The sequence below is a fragment of the Lacimicrobium alkaliphilum genome (genome assembly GCF_001466725.1).
GTDB lineage: Bacteria > Pseudomonadota > Gammaproteobacteria > Enterobacterales > Alteromonadaceae > Lacimicrobium > Lacimicrobium alkaliphilum_B.
In genome coordinates this window covers 3675427-3699846 of record NZ_CP013650.1, presented here as the reverse complement: position 1 = coordinate 3699846, position 24420 = coordinate 3675427, and the positions used below count along the sequence as shown (strand labels likewise).

Genomic DNA, 24420 nt, shown 5'->3' with positions numbered 1-24420 from the left:
ATAATTTACTAATTATTCTTACTCACTTTATTAGGGAAGTGCTATGGCCTTGTCAATCGAACAGTTGGAAGCTTTTATGGCGGCCGTGGAAACAGGCAGTTTTTCCGGTGCAGCGCGACGGTTAGGTAAGGCACAGTCATCAGTAAGCGGCCTGATCCATAAGCTGGAAGATAAAACCGGTCTGAACCTGTTTGACCGCAGCCGTCGTGATCCGGTGCTGACTGAAGAGGGCCATTCCTTGCTCAAAGAAATTAAATCGGTGTTGCATGCACACCGCAAACTGCAGATTCGGGTGTCATCCCTGCATACTGAAAGCAGTCAGTGTGGTTAAGCACAGCCTCTGACTGCAACCCATATCATCGTATCAGACGATGGATATTCATTTTTACTTCAATATATTCCTGCGCATAGTGGCCTGACTCGTTGATTCTGAGGAATGCCACTGATGTTATACGCCAAACCTTTAATATTTAGCCTTGGGCTTATTCTGTTATTGCTGCCAGCTATCACCATGGCGGACCAGCCAGGCCAGCAAATCTATCAGCACAGTCTTAAATGGCAGAATCAGACTTACCGGGTGGGTCAGGCCGAACAATGTATGAACTGGACCCGTGAAGTACTGAAAAAGGCCTGCGGTGAACAGTTTGCGACTCTTGAAACGCAACAGCCCTGGGACAGGCACCTGCTGGGTGATGGCGACAAACTTCTACCTGAACATGCCGATTCACTGGCCAGTGAGGAGTTTGGTCAGCGCATTGATGATATTGATGCCCTTGAACCCGGCGATTTGGTGTTTCTGCAAAACACCTACGGCAACTGGGCTGAAGGTGTGATCACCCATGTGGGCATTGCCACCGGTGAGGGGGAGTATATTCACCGCATGACTTCCAACAAAGGTGAGGTGCTGGTCCAGCCTATCCCCGCGCACTCTTTTAATGGCGCCATTCGTCTGCATGATAAGTGGTGTAAGTAGCTCATTGATCAAAAGACCTTGTCTCTTGCAATACTCCTAACTCTGAAACGAGAAGAGGATGGTTATATAAGACACTGATTTATTTAATATTAACTGGTACACAAATGTAGCAGAGAGGATAAGTATATATGACAATGTCAGCACGAAACTGAGGTTTCTGGCATTTGCATATCATATTCATATAGTGAAAGGAGAGTTTATTTATCTGAGACTATTGAATAGAGGATTTTTATTTTACATACGCCGAAAGTACTGCTACTTTGAATAATAACTATCGCTTATACCTATTGGGTATTTGTATAGGTACTGAAATTAAAAAGTAATAAATGGATTTTTATTATGAAATGGACTTTCGTTGCTTCAGCGTTATTTTTGCTGTTTATCTCCTACACTCCTTTTGCCCAGTCTCAGACACCGGAAATCCTTTTTGAGGAACGGACCGTCGAGAGTCACTATGAAATTTTTGGTGATTTCAATGGTGATGGATTACCCGATTTGATCTCTCATAGCCGCACGGCTGATAACGACTCATTTCTTGTGCTGGGGCGTTGGGAAGGAGATACTTTCCGATTTGCGGATGTCTCAGTCTTGCCGCAACTTTTATCGTTGGCCGAAGCCGGGAAAATTGTCGCAGGTGATTTTAACGGCGATGGTTTTGACGATATCGCGCAATTAAGTCCCCAGGATCCTAACGTAAAAATTGCTTTGGGCTCCGATCAAGGAGTCAGTGAAAATCTTATATCCTTATCCATGGATGTACCGGCTGATTTTAATCCTGATCAGACAAGGGGATTATTAAGCGTCGATCATGATGGCGATGGCATTGATAGCGTGTTGGTTACCGGAGTGCAGCGAGAGTCCTTCTATCTGTATCAGTTTACTTCCGGTAACGCGGGCTTGTCAGGTGTGGAGCTTGTACAAACTCTTGAGCCCTCTTCTGCTATCAGGATCCCCTATATCAATGACTATGATGGTAACGGTATTGAGGATATTCTGTTGCTGTCAGCTCAAGCGTTGGAGCCTCATAGCCTTTGGCTAGGGCAGCCAGTTGGCACGCTTCTGGCTCAACCAACCGATTCACCCACGCCAAAGCAAGCTTCCTATGACTGGGATCCGGATAGATATTCCGTCGTGCATATTGAAGGCAGCAGTGTTGATGAGCCGGTACAGGTGGTCAGAGTGTATAATGCGAACGGCGGTTTCAGTGAGGATGGAGAGCCGCTGGATCAGGATGGCAATCTTATTGTAGAAGGAGAATTGATAGATAACAGCTGTAAAGATCTTGCCTATTCTCCCCTTACCCGGAAATTTGAAAAAATCTGTCTCAGTGAAGAGATCCCGCGGGTTATCGAAGGCGGTATTATTCAGCCTGATTGCCCTCCGCTGCAGTCCTTACCAGAGGGAGAAGAGGTAACCGATAATTGTTATCAACCTCCGATCACTCCGAATGATCCACCTTCCTTACCTGGTGGAAGTTATCAACCAGTCAACAAAGCTTATACCATACAGATGTCGTTGCCGCATTCAGGTTCAAACCAACCTGAATGGCCGGAGTTGTATGAAAGTACGAGTCCCAGTTCAGGTTATTCAAAGGTGTTTGGAGGATTGGGGCAAGGATATACTACAACCCGAACTCACAGTACCTATGGCTTCCGCTACTATAAATACAAAATATGTAGTTATCATGAATGTAGTTCATTGAGCCCTTATAAAAGGGTGTATGTCTATACCAGCCCTGGCCCGGTACAAAATCTGACGGTTTCCCCAATTTCTGTTTACTTAAACGGCAGCGCCACACTTCAGTGGCAAAAGGCGGGCGGTATTGTACCTAATGGTGAATACCGGATCACTGAGGTTGCACCGGGCGGAGCGAGAACAGTCGTTAAAACCGTTACCCAACCCAACGCTTCTCAAAGTAATTTCAGTGCAATGGTATCTCCCTCTTCAGGAGGTAAAGGAACTTATACCTATGAGGTGCGTGCCTGCAACCCTGAAAATGTAGGTTGTGGTAGTACGCGAACGAGAACCGTCACATTAAAGGCCCCTTCACCTCCGGGTGCGCCTTCTGTGCCAGGCAAAGCCTTTGCCAATACCAATTACTCTGTCAGTTGGGGTACAGGTACTGGTGGGGCGACTTCTTACAAGTTGACCGGTGAACAAAGTGGTGTGATCGCTCAGGGAACAAGCCGTTCAAGCACACGCAACAAACCCACAGGTACCTATTATTATAAGGTTCAGGCCTGTAATACTCTGGGGTGTGGTGATTATAGCCCTACGTCTTCCGGGGTACAGGTTGTGGCAAAGCCGGGCGCACCTTCTGCCAGTGTCGCAAGTGTCAATGATACCGGCGGAGCTATTTCAGTCAGTTGGTCGGCGGTATCGGGGGCAACCAGTTACGCTGTTCGTTACAAGAGAAGCAGTGGAACTTATAGCAATGCGGTCTCAAAAGGTACTAGCCGCAGTCATACTTTTCCTAGCCTTTCACCAGGGAAATATCAGTTGCAGGTAAAAGTTTGCTTGCCGGGTAATTGTGCCTGGTCGCAGTTAAGTAGTGATGTTGATATTCCTTTTACTATTAAGGCTACTTCTGGTGCCGGGGGGAGTATTTCTCCCTCCAGCCGCCTTATTCATTATGGTGATACAGGCAGCTACACAGTCAGTGCCAGCAGTGGATATCAGATCAGTAATGTGACGGGATGCGGCGGTACACTTTCGGGTGGTACTTATACTACGGGTAATATTACCTCCATTTGTTCAGTGTCTGCATCATTCAGTGCTCTATCAAGAGTCGGTAAACCAATTATAAACCCAACATCAGGCACTTATACTGGCAGTAAAACTATTGAAATATCATCCGCCACTGCGGGTGCAAATATTTATTTCACTACCAACGGCGCAAATCCTACAACCAGCAGCAGTCAATATACAGCACCGATTGTTATAACAACGAATACGACCCTAAAGGCAAAGGCTTTCAAGTCAGGGTTAACATCAAGCTCTATTGCAACTGAAGAATATACGATTAGACCCCATCAACCATCAGTTAACCCCAATGGCGGTGAGTTTGTTGGTTCAGCTACTGTTACATTGAGCACTTCAACGGAAGGGGCAACACTGTACTACACAACAGATGGTACAACTCCGACAGTCAGTTCAACGGAGTACGTTGATCCTTTTGAATTGAAAACAAACTCTGTAGTTAAGGCCCGAGCTTATAAGGCAAATATGGGCCCAAGTCTGGTTACGAGCAGCCAGCCATTCAGTATTACCGGACTCTACATGGTTACTACTTCTATATCAGGAGAGGGAAATATTGAACCTGCCAGCCAACAAGTAGAACAAGGGCAAACGGCGTCCTTCGCACTTTTGCCGGGGGTAGGATACATAGTTGAAAGCGCAGAGGGGTGTGCTGGCAGTCTTGATGAAAATGTTTATACAATTGGGCCCGTTACAGACGACTGCCAAGTTTCAGTCTTATTTTCTCAGGCTGAACAAGTGCAGGCTCCGGTGTTCACCCCAGATGGCGGTCAATATGCAGAAGTCCAGACGGTTTCATTACATACCAGCACTCCGGATGCCCAAATTTACTACTCGCTTAACGCATCGTCTTTGGGTGAGCTTTATCAGGATCCTATTGAAATAGGCACTACCAGCACAGTCTATGCAATAGCTAAGTCAGACGGCATGGCTGATAGTGATATGGTTGAAGCGACTTTTACCTTTGATGCCGATAACCCGGATTGGGCGAAGCCCAATGGAGAAGTGGCGGATGCGAACCTTTCTGCGCCTACAGCTCCAGCCAGCAATTTCAGCGGCGCCACACCTGCCTCCGGCAGCGCTGACGGTGGGGCCGCAGGTTATCAGATCCCCATTACACTGCCACCAGGCCGTGCCGGCATGCAACCGAATGTGGCGCTCAGTTACAGCAGTCGTAGCGGTAATGGCATTGCCGGAGTGGGCTTCAGCCTGTCAGCTGGCGGCAGTATTTCCCGTTGTCCCTCAACACTGGCACAGGATGGTTTCTACAGTGATATTCAATATGATTTAAGTACAGATAAACTTTGCCTGGATGGGCAAAGGCTTAAAGCTATTAGCGGTGTATATGGCAACAATGGCACCGAATATCGTACTGAACTGGATAGCATGGTCAGGGTTATCCAACGAGGCGGAAGTATCAACAGCCTCGCTGCTTATTTTGAGGTCCATCTGCCCAATAATCATATCCAATATTACGGCCAAAGTGCCAAAATTAGAGCCGAGGGCAAGCTCTTTCCCATGAGCTGGTTATTGGACAAGGAGATGGACTTCAGCGGCAACCGGATTGATTATAGTTACGACAGTGTTAGTTCCGGGGAAGTGTTACTTGAACAAATCAACTATACAGGTGATGCCAGTGGCGCAGGTGATCGGGAGGTTCGCTTTGCTTACGAATCACGCCCGGATAAGCGCTCACAGTACCTGGCCGGAGGTAAAACCCGCCAAACCCGTCGCCTCAAAACCATTTCAACCTGGTATGCCGGTAGTAAGGTCAGGGATTACAGCCTCGCCTACCAGCCCAGCGTTGCCAGTGAGCGCTCGTTACTGAAAAGCATTACCGAATGCGGATATCAGGGCGCCAACATTTGTCGACAGTCAACAGACTTTGATTGGTCAGACACTGACACAACGTTTACTCTAGAGGAACTCAAAACGGCTCAGGGAAATGAGCTTATTCCAACCGATGGTCAAATAGTTCCGGATATCACAACCCTGGCAGCAGCAGGGGACATCAATGGTGATGGTGTAAGAGATTGGGGCAGTTATTTTGTCAACGCCGAAGGGGGTCAAAACGGCATCAATGACTATCAAACCAATTCGTGTGAACAAAGCTATTTTCTTGGTCGCCCCATCTGTGTGAACGCCGATTTTGATTTAGATGGCCGGACTGACATCTGGTGGGTTGAGAATGGATTTCTGAAAATAGGTTTGACGGACTACCCCTCTCACGTTGTAACTCAGGTCAGTACGAACGTTACTCTGCAATCAGACATGTTCAGAGAAGATAATCTGGTCAATGCTTCAGATTATAACGGCGATGGCTGGCCGGACCTGGTCGTGGGAACCAAAATAAAAAATGGCAGCGGAGTGACTATCTCCGGCAGGGTTAGTCTATATCTTCACAGTACAAACCCATTAAACCCTTATCCATCAGAGCAGGAGATGGTGGATATTGGCCCGGATGAGATACTGCAATATCTGGGCGATATGGACGGTAATGGTCTGCCGGATCTGGCCGTGACCCGCCAGGATCCCCATGAGAGTTCCGCTACCCTGAAGCGCTTATTGCTTACTCAGGCTGACGGCTCATCGGTCACGTTTGTGGAAAAAGAACTGAGCTTCGGCGGTTTTGGCCAGTTCGGTGACTTTTCTATGTTGCTTGATGTAAATGGTGACGGTTTGCCCGACTGGTTGGGCTGGATGGCGCAAGGGTTATCTGATGGTGATGACGGAGGTGGCGGTTTTATACCAAATCCCCCTCCAATAGTGATGGGAAGTGATACTGCCGACGCTGATGACGTTGCTGCCGACTATGATCGGTACGAACAGCAAATAGCCGATGAAAACGGGTATTTCATGGTCAAGCTGAATAAAGGCAATGGAGAGTTTACCGATCCCATTGATTTGGGCCCGGCAGCCAAGCTACCAACCCGGGTAGTACAAACGCCGATTTCAACGCCTCAGGAGCCTATCTATGAGGTGATACCCAAGTTTTCCGAGTCATTCAAAGTTGCGGATATTAATGGTGACGGCGTTGATGAGCTGCTGTTCCCGGATGACCAGCAGATCCTTGCCAGCGGTTGTTTTACCTTCCGACATTATCCCATTGGTAGTGGAGGAACTGCAGAGGAAACAACCCGCTGTGGCAGTGCGCATTATGGCTCTTACTTTGGCCAGGATGGCACTCGTATCTCCATGAGCTCTATTTGGGATACAAATATTTATCGCTACCAGGCGTTACAGTTTGTAGAACAAGCAGATGGCAGTATCCAGGCTCAACTTAAAGATACGGATATTATCGGTGCGGCCAATAATGCTTTTATGAGTGACGGTTTTGGTAAAGGACTGCCGGATCTGGTTTTTGCCTACGGCTGTGAATATACAACCGATTGCTCTGTGACCCCCACATCCGGCTCGCCGATGCAGGGCTTAACCAAAAATAAGGTCTACGTCAGTCACAATTTAGGCGCGACCGACAAGGCCAGCCCCGGCAGTGCAGATTACAAAGCCATTGATTTACTCGAACAGGTGCAGGACGGTGCCGGTAAGCTGAGTCGCTGGCAATACCTGCCTCTGACTACCGGGCAAATAGCCAACTACTATCAGATGCTGCGGGAAGTGGTGGACAACCAGCACTTTAATTTTGCCTCCAGCATGTATGCGGTCTCTAAGTTTGAACAAAGCAACGGAGTGGGCGGGCTGAACAGCCTTGAGTACCGCTATACCGATGCCACCTATAACTTTAAAGGGCGCGGCTTCAGGGGCTTTACCGGCATCACGGTGCTGGATAATGCCAACAACATTAGCACCGAAACCGAGTTTGAGGTTAAATTCCCCTATACCAGTCAGATTGCTGCACAGCGGGTATATAAACAGGGTCAGTCCACGCCGTTTAGAACGCAAATTAACGACTGGCGCGATAATCCCAGCTATTTCCGCAACGGCTTGTACCATATTTATAACTACCAGTCGGTGACCAAACAGTATGACATCAACACCTTTGCGGAATATTCCACCGTCACTAATACCGTCAATGATATTGACCAGTTTGGTAATGTGCTGGAAAGCTCCCGCGAAGTGGATGATGATACGCTTAACCAGATAGTGGAAACGGTTACCGACTACCCTGACGCCAATGAAAGCTGGCCACGACGTTGGAAGCAGCGCACGGTCACCAAAGATGCAGTGACCCATAAAACCGGCCCGGCCCCGGCCAGTGGCACCAACAACCAACAGGTAGTGGTCACCGATGTGGTGTGGAATACCACCCATCGCAAACCACAAAGCCAGACGGTCAGTGGCGATGGCAGCAGCCTGAACACCGCCTATATCTATAACGATTACGGCCTGCCTAATAAAATCACCCGCACCGGCACAGTCTTTACTGGCAGCGCCATGAGCGCCGCCACACAAAACCGTGTGACCGATATTTACTACAGTAATAACGGGCAAACCACCGCCAATGATGGCTACTTCCCGTACCAGACCTCGGTCAAGGCCAGTGCGGGCAAAACCCTGCACAGCTACCAGAAAACCGACCCGGCCACCGGCCAGCCGGTTGAGCAAACCGATGCCAGTAGCGTGGTCACGCAAACCACCTATGATGCACTGGCACGGCCGGTTGAAATCAATGTGACCGGCCAACCGGCGCAGTACCTTGGCTACCAGAATGCCAGTGGCAACCACGCCATTATGAAAGTGGTCAGCCGCCAGGCGGGCAGCCCCGAGAGTGAGGAGCACAAAGACCTGCTCGGGCGCACCGTACACAGCCGCACCCAGGGCTTTGACGGCAGTTGGGTAAAACAGGATGTGGCATTTAATGCCCGTGGCCTGAAAACCTCAGAAAGTCAGCCTTATAGCGCCAGTGGTAAAGGCGAAACCCGTTACAGTGAATTCGATGTGCTGGGGCGCACCGGTAAAAAAGTCACCACCGGCACCCACAGTGACTTAACCACCACCTACAGCTATAGCGGACTGGAAACTACCATCAACACCCAGCCGCAGGATGGGGCTTATCTCACCATGAGCCGCACCTATAACAGCCTGGAGCAACTAATCGAAACCGTGGATGCCTTAAACGGCACCACCCAGTATCTGTATGATGCCGGCGGCAATCCGATTCTGATAAAGGATGCCAATAACAATAGTATTACGGCTAACTACGATGCGCTGGGCAGAAAACGCTGGGTCATCGACCCCAATCAGGGGCGAACCGACTTTACCTACAATGACTTTGGCGAGCTGGAAAAAGAACTGGATGCCAACACGAAGTCCATTTTCTACGACATGGACCAGGCCGGCCGGGTTACACAGCGCATCGCCGATGGCAGCACCGCAACCTTTACCTGGGACAGTGCGCAAAGCGGTTGCCGTGACGGCCTGCTGTGTAGTGAAAGTGAAAACGGCTCCAGCAAGACCTACCAGTATGACTATGCGGCACGTATTACTCACACCAGAGTAACCATTGATGGCCAGAGCTATACCACCCAAACTCAGTACGATGGTAACAGCGGTAAACCTAAAGCCCTGGTGTACCCCAATAACCTGACATTAGGTTACGAATACAACAGCACGGGTTACCTGAGCCGTGAATACAACGCCCAAAGTGGTTACAGCTACCGCCAGATTACTGCTCAGGACCACTGGGGCAATATCACCCATGCCCTGATAGGCGATAACAGCGGCCAGGTTGAAAGTACTAACCAGTACAGCGCCAAAACCGGGCAGATGCTCTACAGCCAGGTCGATAGCGGTGGATTAATCCAGTACCTGAACTACAGCCATTATGACAGCTACGGTAACCTGAAAGAGCAGCAAAGCCTGATAAGTGAACTGAACCGCACTGAAAGCTTCACCTACGATGAGCTGCAGCGCTTAACCCATGCCAGCACCACCGGCACAGGTATCAGCTTCGATGTGGACTATGGCTATGATGCAGTGGGCAATATCAGATATAAATCCGATTACTCCACCAACAGCACAAGTGCTTATCAGTACAATACCGGCAATAACAAAATCAAAAGTATTGCCTTAAAAGGCGGCGGCAGCGTCAGCTTCGGCTATGACCAAAAAGGCAACCTGACCACCAGAAATGGCAGTACGGGAATTGCCTACAATGTGTTTAATAAGCCGGTGCAAATCAATAAAAACGGCTCGGTGAGCCTCAGCTACGGCGCTGACCTCTCAAGGGTTAAACAGGTCAGAACCACAGGCGGCACCACTACCACCACCTGGTATATTGATAAACACTATGAGGTGGAAAGCCAGGGTGGCAGCACCACCCAGGCCGTCTATATCAGCGATGTGGCCATTATCAAACTCAGTGATACAGATAAATCCATTCGCTTTACCCACAGAGACCGACTCGGCAGTGCCACCACGCTCACCGACCATAACGGCCAGGTGGTCGCCAGACGGCACTTCGACGCCTTTGGCGCACCGAGGGGCGGTGACTGGAGTGAACAAAGCCTGGTCCGCCTGCCAGACAGTGAAAGCCGACGTGGCTTTACCGGTCACGAACACCTGGATGAAGCCGAACTCATTCATATGAACGGTCGGGTGTACGATTACAAGGTCGGACGGTTCCTGTCTGTGGACCCCGTAATTCAAAGCCCCGGCAACAGCCAGAGTATTAACCCTTACTCGTATATTATGAATAACCCGTTAGCTGGGACTGATCCCAGTGGTTACTGTTCGGCTGAGACTGGTACGCGCCTCAAGAAGTGTGTAGATGTTGAAGTTACGGACTCTAGTTCTGGAGACACAAGCACGAAATCTCTTAACAGTAAGCACAGTGATTTTAAGAGTCATGTTGCTGATTTCGTTAATAGCAAATTAGGTAATGGAGCGCAGATTAATGCAGCCTCTGCGACAATGAAAAGTGGAAAAACCATGGATCTGATGGGGCAAGCAACTGTCAGTCAAGTAGACAATAATTCATTTGGCTCTTTCGTGGAAGGGTTTTCAAGTTTTGTTGAATCTGCTTTGGGCAATATAGGTTCCCACCTACCGTCTTTTCCAAAATCAGACGAAGATTCATTTGCGGGATACTTTTGGAATAGAGTGTTGGATGGCGATGTTAGGGATCAGCTATTTCAGATATACGACGGATTTAAGAACTGGGAAGGTGCGTTCATTGGTATTACCTTCGGTGCTTCTTATGGTAGAAGAGGAGGAACTGCTGGAGGTTCAAATACGTTCGCTCTAGGAACAAATGGGGATGTTGTCAACATAATTACTCCAGAAGTTGGGGGGCAACTACCGGGTAGTGGGGGGATTAGCTTCATCCGTATCTCAGTAGGTTTGAATAACACCGTGGATGATTTGAAAGGGTTTGGTACTTCTGTCTCTGGAAAATATGGGAAATACTCAGGTTCAGCAACACTTCCAAAAGTGAAGATGATAAATGAATATCCGGGGGTTCGAGGATCAAGTGTACCTTCTCTCGAATATGGAAGATTTCCAATACTTGAATTTGGATATGGTCACGGTGCAAATGGCCTTTCCCTTACTGAAGGAAACGGGATGGAAACGTGGAGGAAAGAATTGTGGTAGAGTCATTGTTTTTAATTTTTGTTCTTTCCTTGATTGTTTTTATCATAGTTAAAACATATTTTTCCGAGTCGAAAGATCCGATTCTGAAAAAGTTGAAGCGCCACTATCATGACAATAGTGATGAAAAGGCTGTAGGTGGTGAGACTGAAATTTTTTACTATTGGGATGAGGGGAAATCGAAAAACTATATTAATGGGATGTATGTGCATTCTAATGAGAAAGGTATTTACATAAAACCAACTATTTTTAATTTTTGGTTGAAAAATCTTTATATACCTTGGTCTGAACTACAGTGGAAAGGTGAGTTTAGGAGTTATCTTGCTAAAAAGGATGTCTATTTTTTGTGTGATATAGGGGTTTATATTGGGGTTTCTAGAAAGCATAAGTGTAATAAAAAGGGTCAGATCCAAATTAAGTAATTGGACAGGATATATTAAACGGAACATATGATGAAAAAGTTAATTTTAATCTTGGCAGCAGTAATGGTATTTCTGTTACCAACCTTCGCCCAAGCCAACGTCAAATGCCCGGATGCGAAGGTGCAGATGTTGTATCCAACCGAAGAGAAAACCTTTATCCAGCTGGAAGGCCAGAACTGGCAGGTGCTGGGCTTTGTCGGTGATGAAGATCTGCCCACCAAAATGGCCATCGCCCAGCGCGCCAAGCAGCAAAACCAGCCGGTAGAACTCACCTTCAAAAACGGCCACGACAAAGAATGCCTGTCCCGCAACGACACCAGTGCAGTGCTCAAAATCAAAGCCCGTAAAGAGAAGAAGAACCAAAACTGATATTCCGATAATGAAAGTGGTTGCTGATGCCGCACGGCACCAGTATTTCATCCCCTTTGGATAACCTTGTCTGCATTCCTGTGCGCGGCTTGTGTTATGCCAACCGATACAAGAAAAATATGTATGGCAAATATGGATACGATGCCCAACACTTTAAGAGAAATTCTCAAAAAGATTTTACTGGTTGCTTTGGGCTCTGGCCTGGCCACCAATGCACTGTACATCTACGGATTGGCGTTCTATCAGGGGTATATCAATAGATTCGGCTTTGAGTATGGTTTCTTTCCCATTGAGTGGGAGGATGCGTTGATGTGGACTTACGCAGCCAGTCGGGAATTCGGCGTCACCACTGTACATTGGTGGACGAAGCTTGGCTTGGGAAGTATGTCCATCATGTTGCTCACAATTTATGTTATTGCCAGGATGTGGATGGCTGCGACAGCAGAAAATAAGCCCAGGAAATCACTTTTCAAGAAGAAGTCCTTTGGGACGCTCCGTACACTGGCTGAGATTCGGAGAAGTTACCCAAGGACGTTTGACACAATAAGGTGGTTTTTTAATGCAGAACAATCCCTGTGGGCCTTTGTGGTTTCGTACTTTGCCCTGATTGTAATTTTCTGTGTGCCCCTGTTTATTATGATCTGGGTATATTTCCCGTTGATAGGTATGAAGCATGGAAATGATATTGCCGAAAAGCGGCTAGCATGGTATGAAGAATCACTCTGTGCCGACGAAGATGATTACTGGGATGAGTGTGTTCGTGTGGCCACAACTCATATAGGTAACCCGGATTTACCTGGGCATCAAGTAGGCAGGCTTATCCTGAAACACCAAAGCTACCTGGGTCTACTGACTCAATGCGGTCCCGTGACGATGACTATGCCAAAGGAGTTCTATCAGATGGCTGTTGCCAAGGATAAAGTTGAAAGGCCCGTGCAGGATTGTGCACATAAGTCCACTGACTGAGTGATTTGACCGTATACTAGGTTATCGTGTCCCCCTAGATTTTTTGGAGTTCAGATGCAGCCCCAACCCTATGAGAACCTGGAGACTCTGCTTAGTGCTTTATCCGTTAAGCGATATCAACTATTGCGCACCCTGGCCAAATACGAACAGGGCATAACCATCAAACAATTGGCTTCGCTGTTGGGAAGAAATTATAAGAACGTGCACAGTGATGTTGGAGTATTGAGGTCCATTGGCCTTATCGCCCAAACAGGCCATCCCGCCAAAATTTACACACCCCATAAACGCTTTGTCAGCAGCCTGGATCTGACAAAGTAATCCTGCGTGTCTGGCTAGTCTGGCGGTGAAATGAGACCAGGCACTTTCTTACTAAAGTTGGCTATTAATGGTCAGTTCTCCCAGCACGGTGGTCAGTCCTTACCGGTAGAAGCGATCAGTCCGTGTCAGCGGGCCGGGCATTTCGGTGCAGCGCCGCCATATCTCACCCGGCAGTGAAGAACCTAAGGTTGCTCATCTCTGTAATCATCCAATAAATAAGCCGAACTCTTAACAACACATTTGGTTTATAATTGTTTTTATATGGGTACTGTAAGTACCGTTTTTATGAAAATTATAAACTATTCAGTTGTCGAAGTTTAAAAATGGTACTAAATTGATACTATGAGTACCGAAAGTAAAAGTAAAATAAACCAGTTGATGTCAATAACGCCACGTGGCGTTGTGCTGACCTCTGCGTGGCTGACAGAGCAAGGCTATAGCCCTGAGCTGCAAAAGCGCTATCGTAAAAGCAACTGGTTTACCCAGCTTGAAAGAGGCGCATTGGTCAGAAGCGGCGATGCCGTTGATGCGCTAGGGGGTATCTATACCCTGCAAACCCAGCTAGGTCTCTCCATACATCCGGGGGCAAAAACAGCGTTGTCGCTGTTGGGTAAGTCACATTATCTGGACTTATCAATGCAGCGCTGTCAGCTGTTTGGCTTCCAAGCTGAACAGCTTCCATCATGGTTTAAAAAACATGATTGGAAACTTAAAGTGGAGTATCAGTCATCTTCCTTTTTACCAGCAGAGCTGGGTCTGACGGAATACAGCTACAAGGACTTTCAGATAAAGCTATCAAGTCCTGCCAGAGCGGTAATGGAGTGCTTGTATCTGGCACCGGAAAGCCAGCCATTACTGGAAGTGTTTGAACTGATGGAAGGGTTAAACAACTTACGCCCCAAGTCTGTACAGACGCTACTGGAAGCCTGTACCTCTGTGAAAGTGAAACGCTTGTTTCTGTACATGGCTGAAAAAGCCGGACACAGTTGGGTTAACTATCTCAACCTGGATTCCATCGATTTAGGCAAAGGTAAACGCCAGATAGAGCCTGATGGCGTCTATATCCCTAAATATCAGATCACTGTACCCAAGACGCTCGAAGCACATACATGAGAGAACAATATCTACGGCAGGTGAATCTGCTACTAAACGTGATTCCCGAAGTGGCGAAGGAAAAGTGCTTCGCACTACACGGCGGTACAGCCATCAATTTATTTGTGCTGGATATGCCAAGGTTATCCGTGGATATCGACTTGACCTATATACCCATTCAGGACAGGGACGAAAGCATCAGCGCAATCAATGATGCCCTTGCCAGAATACAGGCCAACATCACTGCTTTGAGGCCAACGATTAGGATCACGCACAAAACGGACGTGTGCAAACTCATGGTTGAGGATGGCGATGTGCTGGTCAAAATAGAAGTCAATATGATTGGCCGGGGCGTGCTTGGAGGCACGGCCCCAGTGCAACCATTGTGTGATGCTGCACAGGAGTACTTTGATGCATTCTGCGATATACAGGTTGTTCCCTTATCCCAGCTATACGGGGGTAAGATTTGTGCGGCATTGGACAGGCAGCACCCCAGAGACCTGTTCGATGTTCACTTACTGCTTCAAGAGCACAGCTATTCAACTGAGATAAAAGAAGGGGTTATCTATGCCCTTATCTGTAGCAATCGGCCAACCCATGAAATGCTCAGCCCAAACCATATTGATCAACGCGTGGCTTTTGATAATCAGTTTAACGGCATGTCAGATCGGCCCTTTACCTATGAGGACATGGAGGCGGCCAGAAGTCAGCTTATTCGGCTCGTCAATGAAAGCCTGAATGATACAGATAAGGAGTTTCTGCTAAGTGTGAACCGGCTGGAGCCGAAATGGTCGATATACGACTTTTCGCATTATCCATCGGTGAAATGGAAGCTGATAAATCTGGAGAAGTTTAAAAAATCACGGCCAGACGACTATCACGCTCATGTTGAGGCATTGCAGGTGCAGTTAAAACGATCTGATCTTTAGCCAACTGGTTCGGGGCCCGTTGGCGGTCAGCGCTGCCTTAAACAGCGCTATTATCTGGCGCTGTTTAAGGCATGAATAGCAAAGCTGCCTAACCAGTGGCTGCCTTCATAGCTGTCGCCTATGAGGTTGGGGTAGGAATGGGCCATATGTTTATCCGCCAGCGCGTTTAAATGGTGATACTTCGGATACTGCCCTGCCAGGGCATAGAGATTCCATGCACGGCTGAAATTTAAACCATCCAGATGCACCAGCTTGCCATCGGTGCGGTCGCTGACGCTCCCTACTGCTAACTGATAGTCCGGGTCGGCCAGTTGCGGCATAAAACTCTCTAACCAGGGCAGGAACTGATCTTCGGGCAGAATGCGCTGCATCAGGCCCACTTCTTCCAGACAGGGCGAGATAAAATCGTAGCCACTGGGCTCCCAGCTTATGGGGCAGTTTTTATCCTGTAAAAAATAGCTTTTTGCACGTTCAGTAATGAGCTGTTGTAACTCAGTGTGTTGGCGATTCACGGCGTAGTCATAGGCAAAACTTAAACCGAAGGCGATATTAGTGTGCTCGCCAACACGAATGGGGTAGAGCAGCCGCGGAAGGAAATCCAGATAGCGCTTAACGATAAGATCGGCCAGCGGCTGCAGGTTTGTGGCCAGTTGTTGTGCCATGGGATCCTGCCAGGCGTGCAGCTCATCAGAGAGCTTCAGCAACCAGGCCCAGCCATAAGTGCGTTCGAATGAGGCATTGATGTCTTTGCTGAAAAAGGCCACTTCACCGGCTACTTTGTCGGCGGTTAAATTACGCTTAAGTAGGGCTTTGACCTCGTCCTCCCCCTCTAAATCCGGGAACTGACGCAGTAAGGTTACCAGCGACCAGTAACCATGTGCAGCACTGTGCCAGTCAAAGCAGCCGTAAAAGATTGGGTGATGTACAGAGGGTTCCTGTAAATCTTCAGCGCTGCCCAGTACCACACCGGTTTTATAGGGGTAGGGTGTTTCAACGCAATGTAATGGCAGGCTAACCAGTTTATTGGCCTCATTTAGGGTAAGGGCATGAGCCGCGCGGCTTTGTGAGCTGCCTGCGTGGCAGTTCAGGCTGATAAGAAGGAATAGGGTGGTGCCGATAAGCGTGCGAAACATCATAGTCATGCCTTGTGAACAAAGATCGATAGCGCGAAGGTTAAAGCAAATTTGTTCAATTGTCGCCTGTATGCTTTGTTGCGATCTGCCTGGAGCTGCAGGTTTGAATGGCCTGCAATCCGGATAAAGATGGATCCTGTAAACCCTGATGTTACCTCAGGCTCAGTCGTGCCCGGCTTCAGGTTGACCTCTATATTGCGACAATAACAGTACAAACCATTCTGCATTAACCTGCCCTTATGCGCGTTGGCGCACCGACTCAGATTTGACCATCGTTCAGACTTTGTTCTACCGGTCAGTGCAATCCTGTACTGAAGGAACCTATAAGGAGGTCTTTTATGAACAAGTACAGTAAACATAATCGCGGTGTGAAACTCGACAAAGCGAACAAGGCCGATATGGACGATAAAATGGAAGCTACGCCAATAAAACCCGAAGCCAGTTTAAGGCCGGAGCAGGCCGGGCCGCCACCCGGAGGCAAAGTGAAATGGCCGACCCAGGTAAAAGCTGCCAAAAGTCAGTGGGGTAAGCTCAGCGAAGCCGAAATACTGAAAAGCGACGGTGATCAGCAACAACTGAGTAGTCTGGTACAACAGCGCTATCACATCGACCGCCATCTGGCTGACAAACAGGTTAAAACCTTTCTTGATCAATGCAACCTTGCATAGCAGGCGAGCAAACTGGTCAACAGGCTGTTATTTTCCTGCGTTAATGTGTGATATCGCACATTTGTCGCAGCAATATCAGGATATCTTAATAGTCTCAATACAGGAGCCCTGTTATGAAAGATCCTCAGGATTCTAACCCGTTTCAACTGCGCAGCACCATGCTAAAACTGCGGGCCAATCGTCAGAACGGTCACAATGGTCAGCAGGCACAGCGTGATGGAGTGAACTGTGATGTGATGTTACAGCGCGATATCTGGAGCCTGCAAAAGGAACAATTGCAGCAGGAAAATAAGCGTCTGTTGCTGGCACTGCAACAGGCCCGGACAGAGCTGCAGCAATTGATGCAGGACAGTCAGTGTGATGCACTTACCCAAACCCTCAACCGCAGCATTATGCTGGATCGCATTCAGCAGGCTATCAGTATCGCCAAACGGCAACACAGTCTGTTTGCCCTGTTGTTTGTCGATCTGGATAACTTTAAACCCGTGAATGATCAGTTCGGCCATGCCGCTGGTGATGAGGTGCTGCAACTGGTCGGCGCTCGCCTGCGCTCGGCCATTCGTGAAAGCGACGCTATCAGCCGCCACGGCGGTGATGAGTTTCTGTTACTGCTCAACAACATTAAGAGCAATGATGATGTGAATCAGTTTGCAGCCAAGGTGACGCACCTGTTGGCGCAACCCTACCAGATAAAGAGCGGCAGTGTGTCTTTGTCAGCCAGCATTGGTGTGGCACTCTTTCCTGCCGATGGTGACAGCGCACAAGCGCTGATCAGGCATGCCGACGCCGCTATGTACAGGGCTAAACGACGGGGCTCACTTTTTCAGACAACAAGTAGTATTAACGCCTGAATCATGCCAGTGCTATGCGCGCCAGCGTACCGACAGCGTTTTACCGTTGGGGCATAGTAAGTCAGGGCGCAGGTTTCTGCAGCCCCCGACTATCAGGAGTTTCTAATGAAAACACTCATTGCCGCCCAGGTATCAATGGTATCCGCTTTAATCCGCAAGCGGCTGCTGAAACCAGGCTTGATGCTGACCATTGCTGCAGTATTAGCGACTGGCTGCGCGACCCCTCTTAAAACCCCATCTGCTGAACTTGACGCCGCCGAGCGCGCCATAGGTAACGCCGAAAGGGCCCAGACTATTCGTTACACCAGTACTGAACTCAATGCCGCCCGCTCAGAGCTGGCCGCCGCCCGCAATGCGGTGACTGCAAAGGATATGCTTCAGGCTCAGCGACTGGCTCTGCAATCACAGGCCAGCGCCGAACTGGCACAGGCTCGTGCCGACCTGATAAAAGCCCAGGCCATTAATCAGGATATGCAACAAAGCATTGATGTATTACAGCAGGAAGTGCAACGTAACTTGTCAGGAGTAAAACCATGAACCGCATATTACCTTTTGGCAGAACATTGCTGAGTATCAGCTTTGCTGCTGTTTTTGTGACCGCTTGTGCCAGTGCTCCGAAGATGCCCGATGGCGCTGCTGATGTACGTCAGCAGCTCACACAGCTGCAAAGCGACAGTCAACTGGCGGTATTGGCGCCGCTGGCAATAAAAGAAGCCGAGCAGGCCGTGATCCTGGCAGAACAGCCGGAAAGAAATACTGAACTGGCCCATCACCGGGTGGTGATGGCAGAGCGTAAGGTGGCGATGGCCGGGGCTCAGGCACAAACGCGTCTGCTGGAGTCTCAACGGGAAGCGCTGAGTCAGCAACGTGATGATGTCAGGCTGAACGCCCGCACTCTGGAAGCGAAGCGAGCCCGGGCGGATGCCAGCGATGCCCGCAGTGATGCTGAGCAGGCACGGTCTCAGGCCAGCAGTGCTCAGGCAGAGGCCAGTGATGCCCGTATTGATTCAGCACTGGCTAAACGACAGGCGATGTTGGCCGAAAACCGTGAGCAAAACGCGCTTTCTGAGGCCCGCTCTGCACGTCAGCAGGCTGATAGCTCTGATGCTGCCGCCGCCGAATTACGCACCCAACTGGATGAACTTAATGCTAAACCCACCGACAGAGGTTTAGTGGTGACGCTGGGCGATGTGTTATTCGATACCGGTAAGGCTAATCTGAAAGTCAGCAGCAGTAACCATTTGCAAAAACTGGCCAAGTTCTTAATGGCTTACCCAGAGCGCACCGCCCAGATTGAAGGCCATACTGACGATGTTGGCAGTGATGCTTCTAATATGCTGCTGTCGCAGCGCCGTGCGGAGACGGTGAAGACGTTTTTGCTGGCGCAGGGCATAGCAGACAGTCGTCTGGCTGTTACCGGCATGGGTGAAAACACACCATTGGCCAGCAATTCAACAGCCGATGGTCGGGAGCAGAACCGGCGGGTGGAAGTAATTATTGCCAACGCCGTTGAGTTAGCGGATAAGCGCTAAGCGTGCTGGCGCACCGACCTGGCCGACCAAACCCGGCATTCTATAGCCAAGACAGCGGCAATCTTGCCGCTGTTGCATACAATCGGAGTTATTATGGAAAAGCCAACAGAAACCAATGCGGCCAAAAATGAATTCAACAGTGGAGTGGACTCCGCTTCGGGCCGTATACATCGTGCTATCGACAGTGCCGCGGAAGCGGGTTCACCGGCCATCAAACAGGTGACCGCCAGTGCTCACAACACGGTGGATAAAATGGCAAGTGGTGTGAATCACGCCGCCGAGGCCATTTCGAAAAAAGGCGTACAGTTGCAGCATCTGCAGCAGCAGTTAACCGAAGGCACCCGCGATCAGGTACGCAGCCATCCGTTGATGTCGCTTGGGGTAGCAGTGGCTGGAGGTATGCTGTTTAGCTGGTGGTTAAGCCATCGCAGCGGTGGGCATAATGCCAAATGATTCTATTACAACACCCGCATCAGCGGGTGTTTCTTCAGTACCGCCAGAGGTAACGGCTGAATTGGTTGCATGGTGGCAGCAAGTCAGAGCGCTGGCCTGTGATCAACTGCAACTGCTGACGCTCGAAGGTCAGCGGGTAGCAAACAGCATGGTCGCGTTACTGGTATTTGGTCTGATCGCAGGTTTACTGGCCCTGACGTTATGGTTTGGTGCACTGGCACAAATCATCATACTGGCACAGCATAGCCTGTTGTCGGCAGGTCAGGCTCTGGGGCTGGCGATGGTGGTTAATCTGTCGGGCTTGTGGTTTGTGCTGCGTCGCTGCCGCTATTACAGCAGCCTGTTGCGTTTCCCGGCAACTATGCAGAGCCTGCGTCTGGCAGGTTCAGAACTGGCCAAAGAGGCCAGATGATATGCAGCCCCGACAACTCAATCGAGAAATTGCTCAACTGGCGCAACAGTTACCGCAACAACGCCGGCAGTTAGGCGCACAAACCCGTGTCGTCGCCAACGCGGTGCACAACAGGCTCAGCTCTCCGACGGCGCTGGTGGTGGCAACCCTCAGCGGTGCGTTGCTTGGCTGGTGGTTATATCACCAGGATAATACCCCTTCCAATCACACTGGCTCCAAAAACACCACCACGCGCAAACCTCTGACAGCCTTTGCAGCCTGGCTTCGCACGGTGTTTACTGCTTACATTCTTCGTACATTGGTTTGAGTGGCGTTTCGGTTTTTAGCTCTGCGGGCTTATTTCTGGTAACTCAACACCGCTAAAACCGGTTTTTTGTGCACCGGTGTGCTACACCACGGATTCAGTCCTGTGTCGTGATGCTGGCAGCAGACGATCCGTTTCGGACTTGACCACGCCATAGCATTCGCAACTCAACCGCTCCAGTTTCTCCCTGTCGGTGACAATAATATGGCCTCGGCTGTAGTCAATCACGCCTTGTTTATGCAACCGGCCTGCGGCTTCGGTTACCCCTTCGCGGCGCACCCCCAGCATATTGGCAATCAGTTCCTGAGTCATCACCAGATGATTATCTTTTAGCCTGTCCAAAGACAGCAATAACCAGCGACAGAGTTGCTGATCGATACTGTGATGGCGGTTACAGACTGCGGTCTGTGCCATTTGAGTGATCAACGCCTGTGAATAGCGCAACATTAAATGCAGCAACTCTCCGTGGCGGTTGAATTCATCCTTTATTCGCTGACCAGGTAACCGATAGGCAAAACCGGCACTTTGTATTATGGCGCGGCTGGTGGTGCTCTCGCCGCCCATAATCAGGGCGATACCAATCATACCATCGTGGCCGACCACGGATATTTCCGCTGATGCGCCATTTTCCATCACATAGAGCAGTGACACGATACAATCGGTGGGATAATAGACATAACGCAATACTTCGCCTGACTCATGCAGTACTTTGCCCAGTGGCATCTCGACCAGTTCCAGATATGGAAAAAGCCTCTCCTTTACTTCTGAAGAGAGGGTTTTCAGTAACTGATTTTCCGTTGGCTGATGCTGTTTGGGATCTATGCACTGCTGTGATGCCAATTTAGGCATAACTTTATCCTTATCTGTGTGCAAAGAGATTGTCAGTATTAGGTAAGCAACGAATACGCTCTGTGCGCTAACGCACATATAGTATCATCCGATGAAAATTTATCCGCACCATATTTTTCACTGATGTCACGCAGCTAATCCCACTAGCCGGGCGCCCTAATTAACAACCTCACTGAATTGCATCACAACCTTTAATATTTAGATGGTAATTCGCAGGACTTATCCGATGCATTTCCCTGACCCGGGATCTGCCTGTACAGCAGGTTTCGATTCCTGGCTTATGACTGACCTTGTGCGCTGATTATCTGAGTGTCAGCTTGTGGCTCTCCGAGTATATTCCTGTAGTCGTCCAATCCTGCCTGATAGCATTCACAGGTAATAGCCTGTAACGCCTTGCGATCCAGAATGCTCACCACGCCCCTGCTGTAACAGATAAGTTTTTGCTGTTGCATAATACCCGCAGCAACGGTTATACCGCTGCGACGCACGCCGAGCATACCCGCCAGAAACTGGTGGGTAAGGTAAAACTGGTCGCTGTGCGCGCGATCGTCGCTCATCAGTAACCAGCGCGCCAGACGCGGGGAGAGTTCATGAAAGTGAGCACAGGCTGCACTCTGGGCCAGCTGAGTTAATTGTACAAACAGATATTGTTGTAACACACGTTGCAATTGCGGGCAGTGCAGTAAACATTGCTTTAAATCGGCAATACTAATGCGCCAGGCAGTACCTTTGCCCTGCACCACCGCCTGCATCGGCGCGGTGCTGACACCCAGTGCCAGGGTCACGCCGAGCATACCTTCATTGCCGATTAAGCCCATTTCCAGCGGTTTATGACCTTCCAGCCTGGTGACCAGAGAGATAAAACCACTAAGGGGAAAATACAGATAGCGGTAGGGCTGGTTTGGTTCACAAAGAACATCGGCGAATTGCAGTGTTACCACCTTACAATGTTGTAGCAGGATGTGGCGCTCGTCCGGACTTAATAATTGCAGCAAATGATTGGTAATCACTGACGCCGTTTGAGCAGACATAGAAAAAGCCTTTTGCACTGATTTGATTGCTTTGATAGACAAGGCAGGTGCTGTGCAGCCTTGATAGGTCAATATAACGCCGCCAGCTACCTGTTTCTGTGCGCTATGACACGGAATGGGGCTGATGACGTGACAGCGGCAACAGACGATCTGTTTCGGCTTTGACTACCTGGTAGCATTCACAGCTCAGCTGTTCCAGTCTGGCCCTGTCTTTGACAATAATATGGCCACGGCTGTAGTCAATCACACCTTGTCTGTTAAGACGGCCCGCCGCTTCCGTTACACCTTCGCGGCGCACCCCCAGCATATTAGCAATCAGTTCCTGAGTCATTACCAGGTGGTTGTCTTTAAGGCGATCCAGCGACAGCAACAGCCAGCGACAAAGCTGCTGGTCGATACTGTGGTGGCGGTTACACACTGCGGTCTGGGCCATTTGGGTGATCAGTGCCTGTGAGTAGCGCAGCATTAAATGCAGCATATCCCCATGGCGGCTAAACTCGGCCTTCATGCGCTGGCCAGCTAAACGATAGGCAAAACCGGAACTTTGCACTATGGCGCGGCTGGTGGTGCTCTCACCGCCCATTATCAGGGCGACGCCAATCATGCCGTCGTGTCCGACCACGGATATCTCGGCTGACTCGCCATTTTCCATCACATAAAGCAGTGACACGATACAATCGGTGGGAAAATAGACATGGCGCAGTACATCGCCAGACTCGTACAGTGCTTTGCCAAGTGGCATTTTAACCAGCTCCAGATGCGGAAAAAGCCGCTCCTGCACATCTGCATCGAGGGCTTTGAGTAACTGATTTTCCGTTGGCTTATGCAGCTTGGGGTCAACGCATTGCTGTGATGCCAGTTTGGGCATAACCTTTTCCTTATACCCATCATCCAATGTGATGGGTATTCCTGTTTGCAAAGAGTCTATCAGTATAGCGGAGCTTAGGGCTCACTCTGTACGCTGCCGCACATAAAGATCAACACGCCCAGACTTCCGCCATTATTTTACCTGCATCTTATTTTTTACCGATTTCACGCCGGTAACGTTGCGGGCCAGGCGCACCGCGGTATTCATGTTGGCTGTTGAACTGACGAAACCGCTCAGCTGTACTTCGCCTTTGAAGGTTTCAACATTAATTTCGGCGGATTCAAGGGCGTCGTTGTTGAAAATGGCTGCCTTTACTTTAGTGGTAATGACGGTGTCATCAACATATTCACCGGTACTTTCACTGGTTTCGGTTGCGCCACAACCCAACAGTGTCAGGCTGAACAGGCTAAGAAAAAATACCGCGTAGATATTACGTGTTTTCATAATAAAAATTCCTTTGGATAAGGTTATTGAGAGTCGGCCGGAGTGGTTATTTCCAGATCATTGTTTACAGTTTTGACACCATTGACTTTTTTAACCAGCCCGGTGGCGTGGGTTTTGTCCTCTGCTGAGGCCACTGTTCCCGTAAGGCTTACCTTGCCATCCAGAGAAGTCACCTTAATATTACTTCGGGCAGACAGGGCGTCACGTTCTAAAACCTCGGAAACCGCCTGGCTCAGGCTGTTATCGTCGATCTTTTGCGGTTGGGTCTTTGTTTCTGTCATATTGTCGCAGGCTGTCACGGCTATCAGTGGCAGCGTCAGCAACAGAGCACAGAATGCCTGGCGTAGTATCATGATCCGATCCTCACATGTTTGGTTAACTGGGCTATCAGCTTAAGCCTGTCAGAACCACAGATCTGTGCGCCAGCGCACCTATGGCACTGTATTTGTTTGTTGTGTTGTCCAGCGTACATACAGCCAGGTCGCAATGCTGCATAGT

At 49.3% G+C, this 24420-nt stretch carries 22 protein-coding genes; 16 read left to right on the top strand and 6 right to left on the bottom strand.

Going from position 1 to position 24420, the window contains the following annotated elements:
* Positions 1-43: 43 nt before the first annotated feature.
* From AT746_RS16695 to AT746_RS16655, 9 genes are all read left to right on the top strand, one after another.
* Complete coding sequence (locus AT746_RS16695; RefSeq protein WP_062482690.1) at positions 44-331, top strand: LysR family transcriptional regulator; 288 nt, start codon at positions 44-46, stop codon at positions 329-331.
* A gap of 114 nt (positions 332-445) precedes the next feature.
* Entirely contained in the window at positions 446-973 is a 528-nt protein-coding gene (locus tag AT746_RS16690; protein ID WP_197414281.1) for an NlpC/P60 family protein, read from the top strand.
* 339 nt (positions 974-1312) lie between these two features.
* Positions 1313-11284 carry a chitobiase/beta-hexosaminidase C-terminal domain-containing protein gene (locus tag AT746_RS16685; protein ID WP_062482687.1) on the top strand — a complete coding sequence of 3324 codons (9972 nt, stop codon included), beginning with the start codon at positions 1313-1315 and terminating at the stop codon, positions 11282-11284.
* On the top strand, positions 11278-11703 hold the full coding sequence (locus AT746_RS16680; protein WP_062482686.1) for a hypothetical protein: 426 nt from the start codon (positions 11278-11280) through the stop codon (positions 11701-11703). The genes AT746_RS16685 and AT746_RS16680 overlap by 7 nt, the downstream gene beginning before the upstream one ends.
* 126 nt (positions 11704-11829) lie before the next feature.
* On the top strand, positions 11830-12072 hold the full coding sequence (locus tag AT746_RS16675; RefSeq protein WP_156413724.1) for a hypothetical protein: 243 nt from the start codon (positions 11830-11832) through the stop codon (positions 12070-12072).
* 123 nt (positions 12073-12195) lie between these two features.
* Positions 12196-13038, top strand: a complete 843-nt coding sequence (locus AT746_RS16670) for a hypothetical protein (protein ID WP_062482681.1) — start codon at positions 12196-12198, stop codon at positions 13036-13038.
* A gap of 54 nt (positions 13039-13092) precedes the next feature.
* Positions 13093-13356: a hypothetical protein gene (locus AT746_RS16665; protein ID WP_062482672.1), complete on the top strand. Its 264-nt coding sequence runs from the start codon at positions 13093-13095 to the stop codon at positions 13354-13356.
* Positions 13357-13698: 342 nt separating this feature from the next.
* Positions 13699-14469 (top strand): type IV toxin-antitoxin system AbiEi family antitoxin, encoded by a 771-nt coding sequence (locus tag AT746_RS16660; RefSeq protein ID WP_062482669.1) that lies wholly within the window; start codon positions 13699-13701, stop codon positions 14467-14469.
* Positions 14466-15377: a nucleotidyl transferase AbiEii/AbiGii toxin family protein gene (locus AT746_RS16655; protein WP_062482666.1), complete on the top strand. Its 912-nt coding sequence runs from the start codon at positions 14466-14468 to the stop codon at positions 15375-15377. Before AT746_RS16660 ends, AT746_RS16655 begins: the two co-directional genes overlap by 4 nt.
* Before the next feature lie 50 nt (positions 15378-15427).
* Here AT746_RS16655 and AT746_RS16650 read toward each other — a convergent pair whose 3' ends face one another.
* Entirely contained in the window at positions 15428-16513 is a 1086-nt protein-coding gene (locus tag AT746_RS16650; protein ID WP_062482664.1) for a DUF2891 domain-containing protein, read from the bottom strand.
* 335 nt (positions 16514-16848) lie between these two features.
* Between AT746_RS16650 and AT746_RS16640 the strand changes: the two genes are divergently transcribed.
* The 7 genes from AT746_RS16640 to AT746_RS16610 all read left to right on the top strand — a co-directional run bounded on the left by AT746_RS16640 (position 16849) and on the right by AT746_RS16610 (position 20733).
* Positions 16849-17178, top strand: a complete 330-nt coding sequence (locus tag AT746_RS16640) for a hypothetical protein (RefSeq protein WP_197414280.1) — start codon at positions 16849-16851, stop codon at positions 17176-17178.
* Positions 17179-17291: 113 nt separating this feature from the next.
* Positions 17292-18029, top strand: coding sequence for a GGDEF domain-containing protein (locus tag AT746_RS16635; RefSeq protein WP_062482658.1), 738 nt, complete (start codon positions 17292-17294; stop codon positions 18027-18029).
* A gap of 105 nt (positions 18030-18134) precedes the next feature.
* Positions 18135-18566 carry a DUF4398 domain-containing protein gene (locus AT746_RS16630; RefSeq protein WP_062482655.1) on the top strand — a complete coding sequence of 144 codons (432 nt, stop codon included), beginning with the start codon at positions 18135-18137 and terminating at the stop codon, positions 18564-18566.
* The gene (locus tag AT746_RS16625; protein WP_062482652.1) at positions 18563-19561 is read left to right on the top strand and encodes an OmpA family protein; all 999 of its coding nucleotides are present in this window, start codon (positions 18563-18565) and stop codon (positions 19559-19561) included. The genes AT746_RS16630 and AT746_RS16625 overlap by 4 nt, the downstream gene beginning before the upstream one ends.
* A gap of 93 nt (positions 19562-19654) precedes the next feature.
* A complete protein-coding gene (locus tag AT746_RS19935) occupies positions 19655-20014 on the top strand; it encodes a hypothetical protein (RefSeq protein ID WP_197414279.1) in 360 nt (119 codons plus the stop codon).
* Entirely contained in the window at positions 20004-20426 is a 423-nt protein-coding gene (locus AT746_RS16615) for a hypothetical protein (RefSeq protein WP_062482649.1), read from the top strand. Before AT746_RS19935 ends, AT746_RS16615 begins: the two co-directional genes overlap by 11 nt.
* A gap of 1 nt (position 20427) precedes the next feature.
* On the top strand, positions 20428-20733 hold the full coding sequence (locus AT746_RS16610; RefSeq protein WP_062482645.1) for a hypothetical protein: 306 nt from the start codon (positions 20428-20430) through the stop codon (positions 20731-20733).
* 81 nt (positions 20734-20814) lie between these two features.
* Here AT746_RS16610 and AT746_RS16605 read toward each other — a convergent pair whose 3' ends face one another.
* The 5 genes from AT746_RS16605 to AT746_RS16585 form a co-directional block, all read right to left on the bottom strand.
* Complete coding sequence (locus tag AT746_RS16605) at positions 20815-21579, bottom strand: Crp/Fnr family transcriptional regulator (RefSeq protein ID WP_062482643.1); 765 nt, start codon at positions 21577-21579, stop codon at positions 20815-20817.
* Between the two features lie 278 nt (positions 21580-21857).
* Positions 21858-22610, bottom strand: a complete 753-nt coding sequence (locus AT746_RS16600) for a Crp/Fnr family transcriptional regulator (protein WP_062484327.1) — start codon at positions 22608-22610, stop codon at positions 21858-21860.
* A gap of 103 nt (positions 22611-22713) precedes the next feature.
* The gene (locus tag AT746_RS16595; protein WP_062482634.1) at positions 22714-23478 is read right to left on the bottom strand and encodes a Crp/Fnr family transcriptional regulator; all 765 of its coding nucleotides are present in this window, start codon (positions 23476-23478) and stop codon (positions 22714-22716) included.
* A 132-nt stretch (positions 23479-23610) separates the two neighbouring features.
* On the bottom strand, positions 23611-23922 hold the full coding sequence (locus tag AT746_RS16590) for a BON domain-containing protein (RefSeq protein ID WP_062482630.1): 312 nt from the start codon (positions 23920-23922) through the stop codon (positions 23611-23613).
* A gap of 23 nt (positions 23923-23945) precedes the next feature.
* Positions 23946-24275: a BON domain-containing protein gene (locus tag AT746_RS16585; RefSeq protein ID WP_062482627.1), complete on the bottom strand. Its 330-nt coding sequence runs from the start codon at positions 24273-24275 to the stop codon at positions 23946-23948.
* Between the last annotated feature and the right edge of the window lie 145 nt (positions 24276-24420).

Excerpts from the sequence above, each read along its gene's own strand:
- AT746_RS16695 (WP_062482690.1), top strand. The coding sequence starts at position 44 with ATGGCCTTGTCAATCGAACAGTTGGAAGCTTTTATGGCGGCCGTGGAA.
- AT746_RS16690 (WP_197414281.1), top strand. The coding sequence starts at position 446 with ATGTTATACGCCAAACCTTTAATATTTAGCCTTGGGCTTATTCTGTTA.
- AT746_RS16685 (WP_062482687.1), top strand. The coding sequence starts at position 1,313 with ATGAAATGGACTTTCGTTGCTTCAGCGTTATTTTTGCTGTTTATCTCC.
- AT746_RS16675 (WP_156413724.1), top strand. The coding sequence starts at position 11,830 with ATGTTGTATCCAACCGAAGAGAAAACCTTTATCCAGCTGGAAGGCCAG.
- AT746_RS16670 (WP_062482681.1), top strand. The coding sequence starts at position 12,196 with ATGGCAAATATGGATACGATGCCCAACACTTTAAGAGAAATTCTCAAA.
- AT746_RS16665 (WP_062482672.1), top strand. The coding sequence starts at position 13,093 with ATGCAGCCCCAACCCTATGAGAACCTGGAGACTCTGCTTAGTGCTTTA.
- AT746_RS16660 (WP_062482669.1), top strand. The coding sequence starts at position 13,699 with ATGAGTACCGAAAGTAAAAGTAAAATAAACCAGTTGATGTCAATAACG.
- AT746_RS16655 (WP_062482666.1), top strand. The coding sequence starts at position 14,466 with ATGAGAGAACAATATCTACGGCAGGTGAATCTGCTACTAAACGTGATT.
- AT746_RS16650 (WP_062482664.1), bottom strand. The coding sequence starts at position 16,513 with ATGATGTTTCGCACGCTTATCGGCACCACCCTATTCCTTCTTATCAGC.
- AT746_RS16640 (WP_197414280.1), top strand. The coding sequence starts at position 16,849 with ATGAACAAGTACAGTAAACATAATCGCGGTGTGAAACTCGACAAAGCG.
- AT746_RS16635 (WP_062482658.1), top strand. The coding sequence starts at position 17,292 with ATGAAAGATCCTCAGGATTCTAACCCGTTTCAACTGCGCAGCACCATG.
- AT746_RS16630 (WP_062482655.1), top strand. The coding sequence starts at position 18,135 with ATGAAAACACTCATTGCCGCCCAGGTATCAATGGTATCCGCTTTAATC.
- AT746_RS16625 (WP_062482652.1), top strand. The coding sequence starts at position 18,563 with ATGAACCGCATATTACCTTTTGGCAGAACATTGCTGAGTATCAGCTTT.
- AT746_RS19935 (WP_197414279.1), top strand. The coding sequence starts at position 19,655 with ATGGAAAAGCCAACAGAAACCAATGCGGCCAAAAATGAATTCAACAGT.
- AT746_RS16615 (WP_062482649.1), top strand. The coding sequence starts at position 20,004 with ATGCCAAATGATTCTATTACAACACCCGCATCAGCGGGTGTTTCTTCA.
- AT746_RS16610 (WP_062482645.1), top strand. The coding sequence starts at position 20,428 with ATGCAGCCCCGACAACTCAATCGAGAAATTGCTCAACTGGCGCAACAG.
- AT746_RS16605 (WP_062482643.1), bottom strand. The coding sequence starts at position 21,579 with ATGCCTAAATTGGCATCACAGCAGTGCATAGATCCCAAACAGCATCAG.
- AT746_RS16600 (WP_062484327.1), bottom strand. The coding sequence starts at position 22,610 with ATGTCTGCTCAAACGGCGTCAGTGATTACCAATCATTTGCTGCAATTA.
- AT746_RS16595 (WP_062482634.1), bottom strand. The coding sequence starts at position 23,478 with ATGCCCAAACTGGCATCACAGCAATGCGTTGACCCCAAGCTGCATAAG.
- AT746_RS16590 (WP_062482630.1), bottom strand. The coding sequence starts at position 23,922 with ATGAAAACACGTAATATCTACGCGGTATTTTTTCTTAGCCTGTTCAGC.
- AT746_RS16585 (WP_062482627.1), bottom strand. The coding sequence starts at position 24,275 with ATGATACTACGCCAGGCATTCTGTGCTCTGTTGCTGACGCTGCCACTG.